This window comes from Bradyrhizobium sp. LTSP849, assembly GCF_000938255.1.
Taxonomy (GTDB): domain Bacteria; phylum Pseudomonadota; class Alphaproteobacteria; order Rhizobiales; family Xanthobacteraceae; genus Bradyrhizobium.
In genome coordinates, this window is record NZ_JYMR01000056.1 from 493,152 (window position 1) to 513,287 (window position 20,136).

A 20,136-nucleotide genomic window follows, 5' to 3' on the forward strand; every position below is an offset into this window, starting at 1 on the left:
CCGTGATTGATCGAGAATGGGCAACTCGGGATCAGGTATTATGGCGGAGGCTTCTTGATCATCCAAAATCCCTCAGATCCTGGGCCTGTCGGAAACGAGTTGGCAACCAGGCTGACGCGCCCGGCCGTGTTCTTCGATCGCGACGGTGTGCTCAACGTCGACAAGGCGTATGTGTACAGGATCGACGACTTCGAATGGACGCAGGGAGCGCGCGAAGCCATCAAGCTCTGCAATGAACTCGGCTATTACGTCTTCGTCGTCACCAATCAATCGGGCGTCGCTCGTGGCTACTTTGGTGTCGGAGATATTCATCATCTGCACGACTGGATGAACAGTGAGCTGGCCGCAATCGGCGCCCGTATCGATGACTTCCAGTACTGTCCCTATCATGAGGAAGGCACGGTTGAGGCGTACCGACGCGCGAGCGACCGGCGAAAACCGGCTCCTGGTATGATTCTCGATTGCATGACGGCGTGGCCGGTGCGGATCGAAGGCAGTCTGCTTGTTGGCGACAGTGCCCGCGACATCGAGGCGGCCGCTGCCGCGGGAATACCCGGACATCTGTTTAGGGGAGGCGACCTTGCTGCGTTCCTCCGTCCGCTGCTCGCCGCCCGCGGCTAGCTCCGGCTGATCGCGCGGAACATGTATTCCGCCTGCTCCCAGTCCTCAAGGGTGTCGATGTCCTGCACGAGGTGCCGCGGCAGCACGATCCCGACGGAGCGCTCAGAGAATATCGGCACGTCCTGGAGAAACGCCGACGCCGTCCCCCAGTAGAATTGGCCCGCGTCATGATAGGCCGGCTCGAGGTCCTGCGACCGGGTGAGGCGATGCTCTGGATGAAACGGATCGACGCAGCCTGTGGAGGTCATGCGCAAGGCGCGCTGGATCGGAAACGCGTAGCTCGTCACCGAAAATGCGAAGGCGGCGTCGGAGCCCGTGAGGGCGTCATAGGCCTCGCGCACGAAACGGGCCTGGATCAGCGGTGCTGTCGCGTAGATGCAACAGACATGGGTGATGTCGTCACCGCGTTCGATGGACCAGGTGATCGCGTGCTTGACGACTGCGGCGGTCCCGGTGTGATCGTCGGCGATCTCCTGCGGACGAACAAAAGGTGTCGTTGCGCCGAACTGTCGGGCCACCTCGGCGATCTCCTCGTCATCCGTGGAGACGACGATCTTGTCGAACAGGCCGCTGTCGCGCGCTGCATCGATTGAATAGGCGATGATGGGCTTGCCGCAGAACGGACGGATGTTCTTGCGCGGAATGCGCTTGCTGCCGCCCCGCGCCGGGATGACCGCGATCTTCACGCGAGGATCTTCGTGAGCGCTGCGACGACGGTGTCCTGCTCTGCATCCGTCATCTTCGAGAACAGCGGCAGCGTGATGGCGTCCTGGTAGTAGCTCTCGGCCTCCGGGAACATGCCGACCTTGAAGCCCAGGCGCTGATAATAGGGCTGGGTATGCACTGGGATGTAGTGCACGTTGACACCGACGCCCGCGGCCCGCAACGCCTCGAACACCTGGCGTCGGCTGAGCTTGATCTCGTTGCGTCGCAGCCGGATCACGTAAAGATGCCAGGCCGAATTCGTGTCCGGATGCTGCCACGGGCAGGTCACCGGCAGTTTCGCCAGCAGGGTATCGTAGCGCGCCGCGAGCTCGCGCCGGCGTGCGACGAAAGCATCGAGGCGGCCGAGCTGGCTGGTGCCGAGCGCGGCCTGGATGTCCGTCATGCGGTAGTTGAGCCCGAGCTCGATCTGCTCGTACATCCAGGGACCGTGCTGGTCCTCGTTGGAGCGCAGCTCATCGGCCGGCGCGGGCGACTGCACGGGGCGAACGATGCCGTGGGTGCGCAGATATGAGAGCCGTTCGGCGAGCTTCGGCGCATTGGTCAGCAGCATGCCGCCTTCGCCGGTCGTGATGATCTTGACCGGATGGAAGCTGAACACCGTGACGTCGCTGAGGGCGCCATCGCCGACCTTGCGCCTGCGGTAGTCGGCGCCGACCGCGTGTGAGGCGTCCTCGATGATGCGGAAGCCATAGCGGTCCGCGAGTGCGCGGATTTCCACCATCTCGCAGGATTGCCCGGCGAAATGCACGGGCACCACGACCTTCGGCAAGCGGCCCGCTGTATCCGCCTGCGCGAGCTTTTCGGCCAGTGCCGCGACGCTCATGTTGTAGGTACGCGGATCGATGTCGACGAAATCGACGCTCGCGCCGCAATAGAGCGCGCAATTGGCGGAGGCCACGAACGTGTTCGGTACCGTCCAGAGGATGTCGCCAGGCCCGAGATCGAGCGCGAGACACGCGACGTGAAGCGCCGCGGTCGCGTTCGAAACGGCGATGCCGTGGGCTGCGCCGCAGTATGTCGCCAGAGCTTGCTCGAAGCGCGGGCCGGCCTGTCCCTGGGTCAGCCAGTCCGACGTCAAGACGTCCCTGACCGCGTCGATGTCCTCGGCGGAAATATCCTGGCGCCCGTAGGGGATCATTGGACCGCTATCTTGTTGAACTCTCTGATCTCGGCCACATTGAGGAAGTGCTCGTTCCTGCCTGAATTGTAATCGAAGCCATCCGACACGGCCTCGCCACGTTCACCAATCTGGTTGGTGAGATAGTCGAGGTCACGGCGGAAGAATTTGATCGTCGGCTTGATGACGAAGTGGTCGTGGAACTTCAGCGTCAGGTGCGAATCGTCGGTCGGGCACATGACCTCGTGGAGCTTCTCGCCCGGCCGGATGCCGACCACGCGCGTCGGCAGGTTCGGCGCCATCGCCGCCGCGAGATCGGGGATGCGCACCGACGGGATCATCGGCACGAAGATCTCGCCGCCGGACATGCGTTCAAAACTCTTGATCACGAAGTCGACGCCCTGTTGCAGGGTGATCCAGAACCGCGTCATCCGCGGATCGGTGATCGGCAGGTGGTCCGCGCCCTCTGCGATCAGCTTGTTGAACAGGGGCACGATCGAGCCGCGCGAACCGACCACGTTGCCGTAGCGGACGACGCTGAATGCGGTGCGATGGCCACCGGCCATGTTGTTGGCGGCGATGAACAGCTTGTCGGAGGCGAGCTTGGTTGCGCCGTAGAGGTTGATCGGCTGGGCGGCCTTGTCGGTCGACAGCGCGATGACCTTCTCGACGTTGGCCTCGAGCGCCGCCTGGATCACGTTCTCCGCGCCATGGATGTTGGTCTTGATGCACTCCATGGGGTTGTATTCGGCGGCCGGAACCTGCTTCAGCGCCGCGGCATGGATCACGAAGTCGATCCCCTTCATGGCGGCACGGAGGCGTTCGCCGTCGCGCACATCGCCAATAAAGTAGCGCATCACCGACTGGTCGAAGTCTTGCTGCATCTCGTACTGCTTCAACTCGTCGCGCGAATAGACCACGACGCGACGCGGCTTGAAGTTCTTGAGCAGGCCGGCAACGAACTGCTTTCCGAACGAGCCCGTTCCTCCGGTGATCAGGACAGATCTTTCGTCAAACATGGGCGTTTACAGCGGCTTGCGATGCATTTTGGGGTAAGTTGCGGCTGTTACCATATGCATTCAGGGCCGTCTATGGTCAATTCCGATGACCATGGGCTGGAATCCCCGTATGAGGAGACGGCTGCTCCGGCGATCCCGAGCTCAATCGAGCTTTCAACCGACGGAGAGTTTGGATAGATATTGGGGACGTTAACCGGCCGGGCCGAGCATGATTGAACGGATAAAGGGCAACCCGAATGCATTTCCGCAACTTCGGCGGCATCAAGATCTTGTCGAATTTATCAGGGAAGAGCAGCCCGGCTTCGTCGGTAAAGTTCTCGATGTCGGTTGCGGACCAGGATATCTTGCCAAGCTGATGAGGGAGGTCGGGTTCATCGAGATTCATGGTGTCGACTGGGGCGATCCTTCGTCTCTTATTCCGAATTCCGTTTCCTCCTACCAGCAAGTCGATCTCAACGAACAGAAGCTGGAAGACGTGGTCGATTCAAAATTTGATCTCATCGTGTGCTCGGACACGCTGGAGCATCTTGAGCGCCCGGCAAAAGTCATAAGGTCGATGCGAGAGCTGCTAACCGATACGGGTTCGCTCTACGTCACGGTGCCGAACTGCACCAATATCTTTCAGAGAGTGAGCTGGCTGCTGACAGGCAACAGCTATCGCTACCGTACCGAGCGTGCCGGCGAGTTTGGTCACATCTCGCTGTTTCCTTCTTCCGTAATGCAATCCCTGATCAATCGCGCCGGTTTGAAGCGGGTGCGTAATGGAAAGGGCTATATAGCTGCAGCGGGCTACATGACCAGCAAGGGCATGAAGTTCAGCGACTTCTGGAGCTATTCAAGCTATTATCACTTCAAGCCGGTTGGGCCGAAGCCTCAGTGAATTCTAGCGGTCCTCGAAGTTCGACAGCCGCTGCAGCGCGATGCGGAATCCTTCGCCGTCGTTCTCGTGTCCTTGCCAGATTTCCGGGATGAACGAGGCCTGTGGTGCCTGCGTGTTCAGCACCCGGAACACGTTGCCGAAATCGATCTCGCCTTCACCGATCTGGAGGCCCTCGCCGTCGACGCCGCGGGCGTCACCCATGTGAACATGGGCGATGAACGATCCGATCGCCTCCATGAATTCGTCGAACGACCAGCTGTTTTCGGTACATGCAAGCTGGGAATGCGAGGTGTCGAAGCAGATGCGGACGCCGAGCTCGCGGCAGCCGCGCGCAATGTCGTCGCTGGAGACGAACAGATTGTGATAGCGCTGGCCGCCGAAATGCCAGGGATAAGGCGGCATGGTCTGCGGCCAGAGCTCGACTGCGGGATCGGCGAGCTCGCGGACGCTGGCGCGCAAATGGGCTTCGCGAACCGCCCGTTCCTCCGCGGTCAAGAAGCGCGTGGACGAGAAGCCGCCGACGTTGCAGATGATGCCAACCGGGCCGTCGTTCCGAAAGCGCTGCGCCAGTGCCTTGGTCTTGGCGATGACGCGCTTCATCTCCACGATCGAGCGCGTGCGATAGTCGTCGTCCGGCATCGTCAGATCGAGCACGTGGTCGCCCTCGAACAGCTCCGGCGCATGCACGATCAAGCCGCATGGATAGCTGTCGGCAAGGAAGTCGGCGTCGTTGATGCCGAGGTCGCGATAGCTCAGATGAAACTCGACGAAATCTGGATTGATCGTCGTGATCAGCTTGTCGGCATCGCGGTGGCGCACCGGAATGCCCCAGGGGCGCCTGAAATTGATTTGTCCGCCGGCGGTGAGCTCACCGAGTTCGGAGATGTCGGATGGATAGAGCGGCGTCTGGGCCGGGATCGCGCGCGGCGATTTTCGTCCGATCACCTCGTCGATGCGGTTCGGTGAAAGGCCCTGGCCCGGGCTGCGGATCTCGATCATTTCCCGCGTGATCGTTGCGCCGGCCGCAATGGCGTCGATGGCGAAGATCGACTTGCCGAGGCTGATGCGGTTGGCCTTCTCACCCTGGCTGAGGATGCGGGGCAGGGCGCTGCCGAGGGAGTCCTCGACCTGGCGCACGCCTTCGACCATGCGCTTGAATTCCTGCGGCAGCAGGCTGACCTTGTGGTCGTTGCCTTCCTGGGCGCGCGCCAGCGTGAAGTGCTTCTCGATCAGGCGCCCGCCCATCGCGACCGCCGCGACCGACACGAAGACGTCGCGTTCGTGCCCGGAATAGCCGACCACGCTCTCGCAGAGCTCCTGGAGGCGCAGCATGTATTTCAGGTTGATGTCGCGGAACGGCGCCGGATAGGTCGAGTTGCAGTGGAGCATGACGTACTCTGCGCCCGACGTCTGGAGCAGTTTCACCGTCTCGCGAATCTCGTCCTCGGTCGACATGCCGGTGGAGCAGATGATCGGAATTCTCTGGTCGACGATGTGCTGGAGTAGCTCGTGATTGGTGAGGTCGGCGGACGCGGTCTTGATCGCCTTTAGCCCATAGCCACGACATTTGTCCGCGCTGTTGACGTCGAAGGCGGTGCAGAGCGGCTCCATACCGAGCGAGGCCGAATAGTCGAAGCAGCGATAGAGGTCCTCGTCACTGAGCTGGAAGCGATCGAGCAGGTCGAGCACGTATTCGGTGCCGAGGTCCTCGCTCTGTCCCTTCGTCCGCTTGCCGTAGAGCCCGGACATGTCGCGCATCTGGAATTTCGCGGCGTCGGCGCCGGCCTCTGCCGCCGCCTTGATCAGGGCGAAGGCGGTCTCGATGCTGCCATTGTGGTTGTTGCCGATCTCCGCGATCAGGAACGTCGGATTTTCTTCCGCGACGGTGCGGCTGCCGATCCTGATGCCTTCACCGGGATGGCGTTGACGGGCGACGCCGACGACGTGGCGTTCGGCGTCGACCAGCGGCACGTAGAGCACATCGCGCAGCAGCCGATTGGCGGTCTCGCGGTCGCCGGCAACGGCGCTGCGGACGCGCCGGTTGCAGAGGTCGCCGACTGCGGCCTGCACGCCGGACGCAGCACCTGTGCCGATCCAGCGGATGATGTCCCCGTTCGAGAGGCTGCCGAGCAGCCGGCCGCTGCCGTCGACGCAGAACACGATCTCGCGGCGGTTGGCCGCGACCTTGCCCGCCGCCTCCTGGATGGAGGCGTCCTCGTACACCAGGTAGCTCTGAAGGTCTCTGTCGATGATCATCCTGCAATGTTCCTGCGGAACGTGGCCTCGAGAGCTTCCCAATCAGAGAGCTCGTCGAGCTCGATGCTGGTGCTCTCGTCCATTTCATAGACGGCGATCTTGCCGTGAAGGCGCGCGCTACGCTCGCGCAGCCTGTCCACAGTCGAAATGTAGAACGCGCCGTTCTCCATCAGCGTGCCGTTCCATCGCTGGCGCAGCGGGCGCCTCGCTGGATCGTAGTTGATCGGCGTAGCGTCGTCATTCCAGAAGAATCGCCGCGTCCTGACGCAGGTGACGAGCGAATCCGCGCCGCTCGCGGCGAGATGGGAGATCGCCGCCGAGACGTCATGATGGGTCGTCTGTGGGCTGGTCGCCTGCGCGGTGATGAGGTATTTCTCCGGGATGTCGCAGGCGTCGATCAGGTCGTAGATCGCCTCTTCGGTGGTGGAGTTGTCGGCCGCCAGATGGGTGGGGCGGGGATGGATGAGGATCCGGGAATCGATCGACCGCGCCACGGCGGCGATCTCCTCGCTGTCGGTCGACACGAAGACGCGCGAAATCATTCCGCAGTCGAGCAGTGCCCGCAGCGTCCAGGCGCAGAGCGGCTGGCCGCAAAACGGTTTGATGTTCTTGCCGGGGATGGATTTCGAGCCACCGCGCAGCGGAACCAACGCGGCAAAGCTCGGCTTGCCAGGCGGGGCGTTCATTGAATCTACGTTCATCCATGCCAGATGGGATCACCGCGGCAAGCGGTTTGCAATCTCGGCGACAATTGGCAGGGCCCCATCCGAAAATGCTGCGTCTGCCGGTCCGAAAATCGAGAAACCGGAGGTATTTCCGGTCCTTATCTCCTCGCCACCGTTGCTTAGTCGACCTCGATCAGCAAGCGCTAGATACGGCACAAGGCGGGATCATGCAAGGTGAACGCTGGTCGGAGAGGCCGGAACGGCCACCTGCGATGGCCCGGTGGTAAGTGGCCGAGTTTGCGAGCGCGTGCGGATTTCGGATTTCCGGCCAGCATTCACTGCCATGAATCCGGGCCACACTAATCATCCGGTGCAGCAATCCGAGGGGCCGCTAGATCAACAGGATTACGATCTGATTTTTCTCGAAAGGCGCCGCGCGCGCGCCTGGCATCATTTCGAGGGTAGTGTCAGATGAATGTTCATCTGAGATGTTTTCGAGAACGGCATTCGCGCAAAATCGAACGCAGCGAACGCGAGATGCAAAAATGGCGTTAGTGGATTTTTCAGAGACGGCCTGCTGGCGGAGACGTCGCCCAGTCCCAGCATTTTCAGCTCGTTGATGGCGCTGACGGTCCAGAACGGGGCGCCCTGCGTGTACTTGCACTGCAGGACTTCGAAGCCGGCGTTCTGGCAGTGGCGAATGAGACTTTCCCTTGTGAACAAGACGAAATGACGCGGCGTGTGAAATCCACCCCAGGAGCGGTTCCTGAACAGCCTCGCATCAAGAGAATCAAAGTTCGGCGTTTTGATCCAGATCCGTCCCCCTGGTTTCAGCAGGCCTCGAGCTTTTTCGAGGAGTGCCGCAGGGTCGGGAACATGCTCCAGCAGATTGAGCATGAGTATCAAATCGAACTGCCGATCAGTCTTGAAGCCCTCCACAGGCGTGAGGTGAAATTCGTGACCCTTGGCTCTGGCGGCGTCCTCCGCACCGGCATCGATATCAACGACCGTCGTGTGGGTAACGCGCGGGTCGGCTCGTTTGAGAGCGTCGAGAAGCCACCCGCTGCCGCCGCCGACGTCCAGAGCGGACAAGGCATTTCCGGGAATCTGACGGGTGATGGATCTGAAGGCCCTGTCGTCAAGGAAGTTCTTGATCTTCAAAGCGATGGAGTCTGCTTCCGAAGCATGGAAGGAATAGTAGTTGGACGGGTAAATTTCGTTCAAACGGTCGAAAAGCATCGGGTGGATGAAAACGATGTCACAGCCGGTACAGCGGTAAAATGAAAACGTATCCGGCGTTGTAAAATACTCGACGTCATTGGCATTCGCGAAGTGGCTAACATCGGTTCGCGTGCACAAAGGACAGCACGGAGAGGCGCTCATTGTATTTTGTTTCTCTTGACGATGACGTTGGTCCGAAGAAGGCCGAGGAATGTTTCCATATAGCCAGACCGCCGCATCTCGATGATCGAAGCGATCTCGGTATCGAGGAGATAGGTCTCGAGCTGATGGAGATTTGTATAGGAGACCTGAGGTTCCCAATGGTGCAAGAGATGCCGGTCAAACCCAGCGGCGCCGAATAACGAGGAAAAGACGCTCGGGCCAAAGATCCGGGTGTAGGCTCCATGGTCCTGCTCGAAATAATCGATGTGCGGTTCGGCGTCGGGATCGCGGTGTTCCAGCAGCTGGCGTAGCGCCCCCAGAAACGGAAAAATCATGCCGATGCCGACTATCCATGCGAGGCCGAGCGTGGGAAAACCAAACCAGAAGCTGGCGCCGACAATCGTCGCGTGAACTAGAATGCCGATCAGCAGCAAGAACGTCTCCCGTGTCGTTCGAGCCTTTCCGGTGCTCGTTCGTCGCTTGGAGAGAACCTCAATCGACCGCAGCCCGAATAGGCTCTTAAAGATAAAAAGCAGATTCAGCGGGAAGAAGTAGCTCATCTCGCTGTCGTCTTTTTGGCCTAGTGCGCGGTGGTGCTGGAAATGAAAAGGCCTGTACGACTTGACGGAGGTGCCGACCATCCAGGCGATCAAGAGATCGCAAAGCAGGTCGCTATTTTCTCTGTTCTGCGCCAGATTGAAATGGGCGCCTTCGTGAATGAACAACTGCAGATAGGCGACCCAGAATCCGATCGCCATGGCGCCCCCGAGTGTCGCGATCCACGGGGGGCACCCGTAACGCGGAGCAATAGCGGTAACGAGCGCCGTCGCGATCAGCGCAGCGTATCCAAGTGCTATGTCGGCCCATACTCGAACGTAGGAGGGCTTCAAGGTTTTCAGAAGGTCCAGATAGCGCTGACCGCTTCGATTGACGATGACCGGCCGCAGCGTCTGGAATTTTCTCGAATAATCCATGTCCGATCGGATCGCGGTCAGTTCCTCGCTTCCCTCGCTCTTCAAAGGACACTCTCCCCGGGCGACAATTTGCTCAAGGCCTGCCTCGCCCACCTGCTCACCCGCGCAGATTTATAGAATTTCCTTATCTGCAACTCAACCGGATATTGGCCGTGGCAATCGTCGCTGTTGGGGCAGCCGAAGGGTTTCCTTCCGTCGGGCGACGCGGCTGGAGCCGCGCATCCTCTTCCGGAAGCGCTGGAGCTCATCTGGTTGTTGGTTTTGCGAGATCGCCTCGCGCGCTCGGTTGCACGTTCGCATAGGCTGCGGGTGGCCGTGTGGCGCAGTTTCGACCGCCTGGAAGAGTACCAGATTGGTCCTTGGTTGCTGGCGTGGGTTCCATGAATCCCGTGTTTTTACCGTCAACGCACTGGCCGCAAGGCGCGGAATTGGTTATTTCGACAGTCCCGTATCGACGAATTGCTCAAGCGCCTCCGATATCGGCTGTAGAAGGACTTAGCCTGCGTGCATTCCCCCCCGCTGGAAGTGTTGGGTCGAACCTCTGGGGCGAGCCGGGCTTCGGTTGAAGCCGATTCCATTTGCTTCGCAGCGATCTTTATATGGGCGATGTCGGCGACGTCGGCGATTGCATGTGCGGTCGTGCGCTGGCCGCTGGGAAGCCCGCACTGGTTCGCATTCGTGAAAGCGTTTCTGCTGCTGGCAGCCGCAGTCTCCTGTCTGCCGACACTGAGCTTTCGGCGGCACCACGGTACAAGCCACGCCGGGGTGGTCCTCACGATCATCGCGATCATCTTTCTGCCGTGCCTTGTCTTGTTCAGTCGTGCCTTTGCCGACCTCATTGCCTACCCGGTTTTGCTTGGGATGCTGTTTCTGGGCGTGCAACGCGTCGCTGGGGTGGCGCGCCGCATGGAGGCACGGACCTTGATACTGGCCGTCGTCTGCGGCGGCGGTGCCGGGATCGGCTACTTCTTCGTCGTCAACTCCAGAGGGTATGCTACCGTGCTCACGCCGGAACAGGCGCGAACGGGTCTGCAGCATCTCGACACGCTATTTCATGCGTCCATTGCCAACATGCTCGTCAACTTCGGGCACTTGAGTGCCGGGTTGGACGGCTTCATGCCGATGAAGTATCACGTGCTGTCCCACATATGGATGGGATCTGTCGGCGTGTGGCTCGGCGTCACCACTCTCGAGAGTTACTATCTTACGGCGCAAATCATCGCCATTCCGTTGCTGTTGTTTAGCTTGATCATGGCGGGCCTGCTGCTGCGGCGCTCCGCCGAAGGATTGAGCGACAGCGCGCTCGTGACGCTGGTTCCGCTCCTGCTTCTGATGATCACCGATCTCTGGGGATGGACTTCGTATCTCGTTTCTGAAAGCTACTTCGTCTCCCTCTTCCTGCTCTTGTTTGCATTACCGCTGCTTCGGGAGATTGCCGATAAGAGGTCATCGCTCGGACCTCCTCTGATAGCCCTTGCGGTCGCGGGCACGTTGGTCCTTTTCGCGAAGATTTCGGTCGGTGTGATTTTCTGGGGCGCCGTCGGATTTTTGCTGTGGCGACGCCTGGGGCTTACTCTCCTGAACTTAGTCAAGATTGCGGCACCAATCGCACCGCTGGTCTGGCTTGCGAGCGCGATCGGTTCTCCCGATGCCGGAGAATACATCCATTCGTTGAAGCCACTTGCTTTCGTGCGAGAGTTTCCGCGCGGCTCGCTGCCGAACATCGTGGCCAACCTGGTGCTGCTGTATGGGGCGGCGCGCCTTTGGCTCTGCGGCACTTTGGTTGAGATGCGGCTTGCGGAGGCATTGGCACTCTTTGCGATGGGGAGCCTTGCTCCGGCTCTCCTGCTCGATATCATAGGAGGTTCTGCCTATTATTTCGCGAATGTCGGGACTTTCGTCTGTATCGCCTTTTTGACAGCCTACGGCGGTCCGATGCTCGAAAAGCGGAAGCCCCGAGCATTCCGGCCCGCTGTGATCCTGATCGCCATCGCTGTCGTGGCACTCGCTACCAATGAGAAGAGACGCAGCCCCATCGAATTGGCAAGGCAGTTCCAGGAATTGCGCGCTCGGGCCTACACACTCGCCGGCAAAGGCGAGGCGGCCCCATTGTCAGCCTTGCATGCAACGGCAGCGCTGCTTGCGCCTGGCGGGAGCCTTCGTGGAGAGATCGGCGATGATGTGAGGCGCACCCCGGGAGGGCGGTCGATCGAGACGTTGCTTTCTTTGAGCGGAGGGCAAACGCACAATACAGCCGTGTTCGTGGCGCCGGACAACCGGCCATTCTGGACGAACTATATCGACTGTCGTGGCGACCCGTTGTTTGTTCCTGCAAGCCTCGGCATGCCCATGCTCAAGGGGCTCAACCCCGCCGAGTTCGGATGTCCGAGGGACAGGTATTACCTGGGGAACAACAACGCGGAAGACGCAATCTCGGAAGCTGCGAGCGACGATCAGCTTTGCGCACGGGCAGCACGATCGGGGCTCGGCACAATTCTGGTGCTTTCGACCCCGCAAGTTGGTCGCCGGCTAAGCTGCGCCGCTCCGAAATCGTGAGCGTGCAATAGCGTCCAGTCCCGGTCCTGCTAACGAGTGTTCGGTTTGGTACGATCGGATCTGACAACGGCTACATTAAGGATAGCCCACTTGCCTCGGTCGCAGGTGATCTCAGGGGGTGACGATGATCCGCAAGAATCGCGATTCGACGGCGCATAACAGCTTTGCCTGAGCTTGCGAAATCGGGGCGTTTTGCTCGTCAGCCAAAGTCGCAGTGATTCCCATTCGCTTGACGCCCGCGAGTTGGCTGATGGCCGGCAGCAGCTGTTGGCATGTGGTCTTGGGAAAGGAATAGAGATCCATGATGAGCAGAGATCCGCGCTTTTGCAGAAGCATGGGCCCTGCGAAGGAGACCAGCCGCCGCCCCGCGATCAGGTTCGGAGGAACTGCTACGCCCGCGCGGTCCAGGTCCGGATAATCCAGCGGCCCATCCGGGAGGACGCGTCCCACGGTTCGAAGAGCGTCGATGAATGACGCAAGATCCTGCAGTGGCGCGGTGGATCGCTTAGCGGCCTCACCATCAACCTGTTGCTCATGGCAAGCTTCCGGAGATTGCAGATCTCCCGTCTTCTCGAAGCGGTAAGCGATCACTTCGGCCGTTGATCCGCGAAGTTCGCAGAGGGAACCGCGGGTTCGAAGCTGGTCCAGAATGGCCTTTTCGAGCGAGCCGAGGCTTGCTTCGTCGCGGCGTCTGACAACCAGATCGCCGGTGGCGAGCGTCACGTCGGTTGCCAGGATGCTTGTATAGATTGCCGGTACAAGCTCATCCGAAAAAGTGAAGGATCGCGGCCAGGTATGCCATTTGTTCGCATACATGAGTGCAACGTCGCTGAGCATCTGGCGAGCATTTGCACCTTCGCCGAGCAGCACGGTGACTTTCGGCGAGCTCGCGGCGTATCGGTCGATCAGGTGCTTTGCATCCGCAACGATCTCGCGGTCGTAGCCATCCAGGGACAAGAAATGGCCTGTCGAGCGCAGAGCGAGCTCGCGATCCACTTGTTCGCGCAAGGCCGCGGACAGGGCAGCGGGGGTACAGCGACCGTGATTCCAGCATTCACCAGAGAGCAGCGAATAGGGTGAATCGATACGAAACATGTGGAGGCATGAGAAAGTCGATGCCCAGAACACCGCGGCAGCCGCCAGCGCGGTCAATATGCCCGCCACGCGCTCTTCGCGCAGCGCAAGACCTGCCAACCAGAGCGCGGCGGGAATGAACAGCAGCCCGAACGGCAAGAGAGCAATGGCGATAGTGTAGTCGACCGACCTGGCGGCAAAATAGGAGCCCGTCATGGCCGTCAGGATCGCTGCAGGCAATGCGTGGCGCAGCCAGGTGTCGCTCGCAGCGTCCAACGAGCTCTGCTTGTTGTCGATCGTCAGCAGCCAGCAGCCGGCTACCGCGATCGCGACGCCGCCCCAAATCGGAATCCAGCCCCAGAACGTCGCGTCGAACGGTATGGACCAGAACTGCGCAAGTGGATTGTAGCTCGACAGGAAGCCGAGATAGACGTCGAAGGCCGGCCAACTGCCCGCCGCCAGCAATGTGCCGATCGACAGCGCAGCAAGCCCCGAAATCATGGGCACCGCAGCGATGGCGAGGTCCTTCACCAGTCTGGTGAAGCTTCGGTCGCGCAGATTGCGCAAGGTGAGCGAGGCGGAATAAAGAGCAAACGCGCCGACGAAGGCCTCGATGCTCCACAGGCCCGACAGAAAGCCCGCCAGGAAGGTGAGCGCGGAATGCCTGACGCCGTCTCGAGCGCCGATCCCGACGGCCATGAGCATGACGGGGAGATAGCGGGCTCCCAGCACCGAAGGCGCGGCATTCACGTTGCCCTGACCGCTGTCCCACGCGGACAGCCAGAACAGGATGAACACCAGCCCGAACCAGGCCGCGCTCATCCGGGGCCGGGTCGATTGCCAGAGCGCCATGATAAAGAGCGCGTAGAAGAGCAGGTTGCAGAACTGGATGGCGATGTTGGCGACGGCGAAGGATGGTGGCCCAAGCCGAAACGCAAAGTAGGTGGCCAGAACGGGGCCTGGTCCGTACTGCGAGAAGGTGTCGACCATCAGCGTTCCGCCGTGCAGGAGATGCAGGGCAGGACCCACCACAGTCATGTAGTGAAACGGGTCGCCGGTGAGCGAGAAATCGAAACTCAGGACGGTGCTGGCGACGAGCGCGACGGCCAGGGCGGCCCGCTGAGCCGACCGGAGTTGGGCGGGATGGCTCGTAGCAAGGCGTCGTTCGAGCATCAGAAGGCATGCGCCGACTGCCACGAGGAGGGCTGCCGTCAATGCTGCGAGCAACAAGCTCGATCGATCGGGAAATCCCCCGGGTACGGTGGGAAACAAAAAGCCGAAGATGGGGCCGAAGTGTCGGTATCCCGGCGTGATCTTGAACAAGGCGATCACGGCAGCCGCAAAAGCGAACGCCAGCGCGACCGTTTGCGTCGACCTTGAGCTCGCTCGCACGATGATTGAACTTGCCCGATCGAGCAACGCGTCGCTCCAGCACGCGGCGAGCAGCAGCACGGCCAGCGCGGCATATCCGTATACCACGATCTCGACCGCACGCAGTCCGGCTCTGCGCCAGAAATCCACGCCATCGGGAGCAGCCCAGGCTGCGACCGCGACGACGGCGAGGCTTGCCAGCGCTGAGACCGCGCCCCAGACGTTCAGGGCCTCGAACAGACGACCGGCCTCGGGCCAGCGGCGATCAAGCCAATCTTGCAGCGTCACCGTGGATACCGGCAGTACCAGAATGCCCGCGACGAAGACCAGCATCGTCCGTAGTCGCGGTTCGATCTCCAGCAGATCGGCGAGCACGATCGTGACGAGAAGGCCGAGCAACGTCAAAGCTGCGCTCGACAGCAACGGTGCTACGTCGTCGAGCCAGGCGCCCGATCGATGCGCGACCTCGCGGCAGGGTTCCTGCACGTCTGCCTTCATGCAGCTTTTCCCAAAGCCTCAGACGGGGGGGCCGAGAAGGCGATACGCGGCGCACCTTGCCGTGATGATGATCGGAGGGGCTCCCGGCTGCACGGTCTCGGATGACGAGCCTTACGTGGGCACATGAGCGGCCATGCAATACTGCGCCCCGAGCGGGAGCCAGCCGAGGCTCGCGTCCAGCTTGTGAAAGAAGGGCGTGTCGAACGGTGTGAATATGATGAACTGCCGCTCGATATCGACCATGCCAGCGGCGCGGCAAAGCTTGGCGAGCCGATCGGAACGGAGGAGCACGGCGTTCTGGTCGAATGGACAACTCCTGACGATCTTCTGCGTCAGCGGATTGAGCGGATTGTGCTCGATGATGACGACGAGGCCGCCCGGCCGGACCACGCGAGCCGCCTCTACGAGAAAGGACTTCCATTCTTCGGGCGGCACATGATGCATGACGGCAATGGCATACGCGATGTCGAAGGTACGAGCATCGTAGGGGAGCCGCACGCCTTCATAGACATCGTAATGGACGTCCGGATTGTCGGCCCTGGCTTCCTCGATGACCGTGCCGGCGACGTCGATTCCGGTCAGCTTGATGCCGGACTGCGCTGGCCTCAGGTGGGGATGAATGAGGCCTTGTCCGCAGCCGATATCGAGAACATCGAGAAGTCTTGACGAAATATCGTTCTGCGAGCGGATTTTGGCGAACGTGTCCAGCAGGTAGCGAGCCTTCGCGCGCGTGAAGAAATCCTGCGGCTGCCCGCTGAAGGCGATCGCACTGTCGATTTGCCTACTATATCCGTCGCGATATTGGTCGAATTCCGTCATCAAGCCTGTCCCGTTCCCGTTCGGCGGAGGATTTCGGCTGGCGCACGGGTCTCCGCCGGCGATGCCGCTCCTAGCGCCAGGCGATCCAGTGAAGCGCTGGGCACATTGACACTGTACTCGATCACCGTCGTTGGCCGCGACCGCACCTGATTGTAGATGCGCCCCACATACTCACCAATGATTCCGAGAAAAATCGCATTGAGACTGACGCCGAACAGCAGCAGCACGGTCGTCGTTGCGAATCCTGCCGGCCAGTTGATGCCGAAGAACAGCCGAGAGAAGATGTAGAAGAAACTGGCGAGGCACGTCAGCATCGAAATTCCCAATCCGATGAACGCGGCGAGGCGAAGCGGGAAGATCGAGTGTGTGATTATCCCATCGATAGCGAGCGCGATCAGCTTGCCAAGAGGAAATTTACTCACGCCCGCTTGCCGCGTTTGCCGGTCGTAGGGCACGCCAGCCTGCTTGGTCGCGAGCAGCGACGTCAGGCCGCGCGTGTAGGGCGCTACGTCATCGATCAGATGCAACTGGTCCAGAACGGAGCGGTCGATCAGCCTGAAGTCGCCGCTGTCGAGCATCAGATTGTCGTCGGACAGCTTTTTCAGGAGCCGGTAGTACAATTGTCGCGCCCATTGCAGCGGCTTGCTTTCCTGCCGGAACCGTCTGATGCCGACGACCACGTCGTGACCCTGCTCCCACAGCTCCAGAAATTTGGGGAACACCGTCGGTGGATCCTGCAAGTCGCAGTCGATCTGGATGGCGGCGTCTCCGGAAGCCAGACGATAGGCCGTGAGCACGGACCTCTGGAATCCAAAGTTTCGGGCAAATCGTACCGCGCGCACGCGAGAGTCTCTGGCCGCCAGCTCGGAGACAAGCGCACTCGAATTGTCGGTGCTGTGGTTGTCCGTGAAGATGATTTCGAACGTATAGCGATCGCTCATCTGTTCGAAAACATCCAGGACGGCGTCATAGGCCCTGCGGATGTTGCCTTCCTCATTGAAGACAGGAATCAGAATGGAAATGAGCTTGCATTCTGTGTCAGCAGACTTTCCGCGCATCTCGTTTGTTGTCCTGTCCGTGTGTATCGGTATTCGGCCGAGGGTTGATGTCAGCTGATAAATGCTAGTACCAGATGCGGCGCATCGCGCAAACCCGCTCGGGCCTGCTCGCGGCAAATTACGTAGCATTCCGAAGGGCATATGCTTGATTAATGGGGGGCTTTCCAGTAAGGATCGCCCGGCGCGCTCGATGTCGCGCCGCCACTCGGGAGGGTCGCCTTCCCGGAAATCTGCAGTATCTCGTTGTTGCAATTAAGGTTCCGAATGCCCAACGCCTCACATCATGACATCCCGACCGGGAAGCTGACGCGCTGTCAGGTCTGCGGCTCCGAGCGGCTTGAGCTTGTCATCGACCTTGGACATCAACCCCTTTGCGATTCGTTGCCTTCGAAGGCCCAGCTCGATGGCCCCGAGACGAGTTATCCGCTGCGTCAGGTCTGGTGTCGCGATTGCTCTCTCTCGCAGATCGACTACGTTGTTCCTCCCGAGGTTGTATTTCATCCGGAGTATCCCTACCGTTCCGGCATCACCAAGGAGCTCGCGGTCTATCAGGACGCGTTCGTGCAGGATGCCGTCGAAGACCTCGGGCTCAAACCGGACGAGCTCGTTGTCGACATCGGATCAAACGACGGGACGCTGCTCTCCGGCTTTAAGCGGCGCGGCATGCGGGTTCTCGGCATCGAGCCGACCAATATTGCGCGCATTGCCCGGGAGCAGGGCATAGAGACCTTGCAGGCCTTCTTCGACGAGGAAACTGCCCGCAAGGTGGTGGAGACGCACGGTCATGCAAAGGTCGCGACTGCCACCAACGTATTTGCGCATGTGGCGCAGCTCGGCGGCTTCATCCGCGGCCTGGAGCGTCTGCTGGCGCCCGACGGCGTATTCATTCTCGAAAACCACTATCTGCTCGACGTCATCGAGGGCGGGCAGTTCGACACTATCTATCACGAGCACCTTCGCACTTATTCGCTGAAGTCGATCGTCAAGCTGTTCGAATTTTTCGATTTCACCTGCGTCGACGCGCGACGCGTCAGCCGTTATGGCGGCAATATCCGCGTGTATGTGGCGAAGGGCCGGGGGCGTCCAGTCAAGCCCACGATCGCGGAGCTATTGAAGGCCGAAGATGATTTTGGTCTCTCGCGGCCTGAATGTTATGAGGCGTTCCGTGCGCGAGCCGAAAAGGTCAAGCGCGACCTCCTCCAGCTCGCCCTCCATTGCAACAAGAAGGGCCTGAGCTTCGTCGGCAATTCATGCCCTGGGCGTTGCAGTACCTTGCTGAACTATGTCGGCATCGATCGCGCGCTTATGCCGTATATCTGCGAGCAGCCGACCTCGCTCAAGCTCGGCTTGCATCTGCCCGGAAAGCAGATTCCCATCGTCGACAACGAACGATTGATCCGCGAGCAGCCGGACTATGTGGTGCTGCTCGCTTGGCACTACGGCCAGCCAATTGCCGAGCAATTGCGGGCCAGGGGATTGAAGTCGAAATTGGTCATGCCCTTGCCCGAGGTCAGCATATTGCCGGATTGAGCGATGTACCGGACGGCAAGCCCTCGTGCGCGGAGTTGGCGGACATGTTTTGCCATAGCCTCCTGTCTCTGCGACTACGTGAGATCGGCGACGATTGTCACGCCACCTGAGCGGACGAGAGCTTCTACCGGCTCGCTTAATGTGTAGGCGAAGGGAGTGTTGATGAGCGGCCTTACGGTCGCCCTGTTGGGTGGCGGACGATGGGGGCGAACGCACGCCTCGGTGCTGGCTCAGCTTTCCGAACGGGTCGGCCGTGTCCTGTGGGTGTCGCGCTACAACAAGGTCGCGCTAGAGGCATTCCTGGCCGACATTCCCGGAACTGGCAATAGGTTCACGGTGCTCGACAGCCTGGATGCGGCGCTGGCTTTGCGTCCTGATGCTGCCATCGTCGCGACTTCCGCGGCCGATCACGCCGAGACCGCTGCAGTCCTGCTTCGCAGCGGCGTGCCGACCTTGGTCGAGAAGCCGCTGGCTCTGAGTGTGGACGAGGCAAGACACCTCGTCGATCTAGCAGCCGAACGCGGTATTCCGCTTCTCGTTGGCCTCCATTTGCTGAGGGCCCCATTCTTGCTCCACTTCCTGCGCCTGTTGGAGGGGCGGGCGGTCTCTGTCATCGAACTGGAGTGGCTGGATCCGGAGCAGGAGATTCGGCACGGCGTCGTCAAGTCATCCAACGTAACGACCCACAAGGTCGACGAGATCATGCCTCATCTGTGGTCGCTGCTCCATCTGGTCAACGACAGCGCAGAGCCGCAACCGTGCACGGTGAAGCCATTTGCGCAGGGCGCCGTCGAGGTGGAGGCTGGTCTGGGCGAAGCCCGCGCAACTCTGCGGTTCGGACGAAGAGCTCTGGCGCGCAAGCGGCGTATCAGACTCGTATTTCGCAATGGAGGGTATGCCGAGCTGGACTTCACACAAGAGCCCGGCGCGATCATCGTCGACGGAGTTCAGCAATCGAGCTTCGTAAAGGACGGTAAGACCGGTCCGCTCGCCGTCGAACTTGCCGGCTTTCTGGACATTGTGCGGCTTTCTCAGGATGCTGGGTCGTCTCCCCAATCGGCATCCCGCTGCATTGGAGCCGTCGAATTGGCCGAAGCCGTGCGGGCCCGATTGGTCGCGGAAGAGGCGGGGGCCGCAGCGGCGCGCCTTTCGTGCGGCGGCTCGATGAGGGATCCCGATGTTTCGGCCTGGGTCATAGACAACATCGCCCCCCTTCTGGATGTCCGGGAGCCGCGCACCGAGAACGAGAGGCGGGAGCTTACGGACCTCATCCTGGACGCGGCCGAGATCGCGGGTCCGACGGGTCACGTCGGGGACGATAGGCTGCGTCCGATAATCGCAACGATCCGGCAATCGGATTTCTTCGGCCGTTTGAGCGGGGGCCTCTCGGCGTGACACCCGGCCGCACAGACCGCGCGCCAGATCCGCTTACCGCACTGTAATCGAAGGTTCCGTTAGGGCACTTGATCGCTGTTCTCGGGCGTCGTGTCCGAGTGAGGGCGGCCGGCGGGACGGGACGTGCAATGGTAAAATCGCCGGCGAAGCGAGATTTACATTGCCCTCAGTTCCTATAGAAGGCCTCCCCGGAG

Annotated in this window: 15 protein-coding genes; 5 read left to right on the top strand and 10 right to left on the bottom strand. The window is 60.7% G+C overall.

The window, feature by feature from the left end; all coding sequences use genetic code 11:
* The first annotated feature begins 99 nt into the window (after positions 1-99).
* Complete coding sequence (locus UB31_RS39440; protein WP_045014670.1) at positions 100-621, top strand: D-glycero-alpha-D-manno-heptose-1,7-bisphosphate 7-phosphatase; 522 nt, start codon at positions 100-102, stop codon at positions 619-621.
* Here the strand turns inward: UB31_RS39440 and pseF are convergent.
* Genes pseF through pseB form a run of 3 tightly spaced genes read right to left on the bottom strand, consistent with a single transcriptional unit; the run spans position 618 to position 3,483 of the window.
* A complete protein-coding gene (gene pseF / locus UB31_RS39445) occupies positions 618-1,307 on the bottom strand; it encodes a pseudaminic acid cytidylyltransferase (protein ID WP_045014671.1) in 690 nt (229 codons plus the stop codon). The genes UB31_RS39440 and pseF overlap by 4 nt on opposite strands.
* Positions 1,304-2,485: a UDP-4-amino-4,6-dideoxy-N-acetyl-beta-L-altrosamine transaminase gene (pseC, locus tag UB31_RS39450; protein ID WP_045014672.1), complete on the bottom strand. Its 1,182-nt coding sequence runs from the start codon at positions 2,483-2,485 to the stop codon at positions 1,304-1,306. The genes pseF and pseC overlap by 4 nt, the downstream gene beginning before the upstream one ends.
* Positions 2,482-3,483 carry a UDP-N-acetylglucosamine 4,6-dehydratase (inverting) gene (pseB, locus tag UB31_RS39455; protein ID WP_045014673.1) on the bottom strand — a complete coding sequence of 334 codons (1,002 nt, stop codon included), beginning with the start codon at positions 3,481-3,483 and terminating at the stop codon, positions 2,482-2,484. Before pseB ends, pseC begins: the two co-directional genes overlap by 4 nt.
* A 208-nt stretch (positions 3,484-3,691) precedes the next feature.
* Here pseB and UB31_RS39460 point away from each other — a divergent pair, with 208 nt between their 5' ends.
* Complete coding sequence (locus tag UB31_RS39460) at positions 3,692-4,363, top strand: class I SAM-dependent methyltransferase (RefSeq protein ID WP_082078822.1); 672 nt, start codon at positions 3,692-3,694, stop codon at positions 4,361-4,363.
* 3 nt (positions 4,364-4,366) lie between these two features.
* Here the strand turns inward: UB31_RS39460 and UB31_RS39465 are convergent, their stop codons facing one another.
* From UB31_RS39465 to UB31_RS39480, 4 genes are all read right to left on the bottom strand, one after another.
* The gene (locus UB31_RS39465; protein WP_045014675.1) at positions 4,367-6,619 is read right to left on the bottom strand and encodes an N-acetylneuraminate synthase family protein; all 2,253 of its coding nucleotides are present in this window, start codon (positions 6,617-6,619) and stop codon (positions 4,367-4,369) included.
* A complete protein-coding gene (locus UB31_RS39470; protein WP_045014676.1) occupies positions 6,616-7,305 on the bottom strand; it encodes an acylneuraminate cytidylyltransferase family protein in 690 nt (229 codons plus the stop codon). Before UB31_RS39470 ends, UB31_RS39465 begins: the two co-directional genes overlap by 4 nt.
* 429 nt (positions 7,306-7,734) lie before the next feature.
* Positions 7,735-8,667: a class I SAM-dependent methyltransferase gene (locus UB31_RS39475; protein WP_045014677.1), complete on the bottom strand. Its 933-nt coding sequence runs from the start codon at positions 8,665-8,667 to the stop codon at positions 7,735-7,737.
* Complete coding sequence (locus UB31_RS39480) at positions 8,664-9,686, bottom strand: fatty acid desaturase family protein (RefSeq protein WP_045014770.1); 1,023 nt, start codon at positions 9,684-9,686, stop codon at positions 8,664-8,666. The genes UB31_RS39475 and UB31_RS39480 overlap by 4 nt, the downstream gene beginning before the upstream one ends.
* Positions 9,687-10,247: 561 nt before the next feature.
* Here UB31_RS39480 and UB31_RS39485 point away from each other — a divergent pair.
* Complete coding sequence (locus tag UB31_RS39485; protein WP_045014678.1) at positions 10,248-12,197, top strand: hypothetical protein; 1,950 nt, start codon at positions 10,248-10,250, stop codon at positions 12,195-12,197.
* Positions 12,198-12,308: 111 nt separating this feature from the next.
* On the opposite strand, the gene UB31_RS39490 is transcribed toward UB31_RS39485, so the two are convergent.
* The 3 genes from UB31_RS39490 to UB31_RS39500 all read right to left on the bottom strand — a co-directional run bounded on the left by UB31_RS39490 (position 12,309) and on the right by UB31_RS39500 (position 17,017).
* Positions 12,309-15,140, bottom strand: a complete 2,832-nt coding sequence (locus UB31_RS39490; RefSeq protein WP_045014679.1) for a hypothetical protein — start codon at positions 15,138-15,140, stop codon at positions 12,309-12,311.
* 111 nt (positions 15,141-15,251) lie between these two features.
* Positions 15,252-15,959 (bottom strand): class I SAM-dependent methyltransferase, encoded by a 708-nt coding sequence (locus tag UB31_RS39495; protein WP_045014680.1) that lies wholly within the window; start codon positions 15,957-15,959, stop codon positions 15,252-15,254.
* A complete protein-coding gene (locus tag UB31_RS39500) occupies positions 15,959-17,017 on the bottom strand; it encodes a glycosyltransferase family 2 protein (protein ID WP_045014681.1) in 1,059 nt (352 codons plus the stop codon). The genes UB31_RS39495 and UB31_RS39500 overlap by 1 nt, the downstream gene beginning before the upstream one ends.
* A 264-nt stretch (positions 17,018-17,281) precedes the next feature.
* On the opposite strand from UB31_RS39500, the gene UB31_RS39505 reads away from it, so the two are divergent.
* Positions 17,282-18,547 carry a class I SAM-dependent methyltransferase gene (locus UB31_RS39505; RefSeq protein WP_050044954.1) on the top strand — a complete coding sequence of 422 codons (1,266 nt, stop codon included), beginning with the start codon at positions 17,282-17,284 and terminating at the stop codon, positions 18,545-18,547.
* 162 nt (positions 18,548-18,709) lie between these two features.
* Complete coding sequence (locus UB31_RS40035; RefSeq protein ID WP_050044955.1) at positions 18,710-19,942, top strand: Gfo/Idh/MocA family protein; 1,233 nt, start codon at positions 18,710-18,712, stop codon at positions 19,940-19,942.
* The last annotated feature ends 194 nt before the right edge of the window (positions 19,943-20,136 follow it).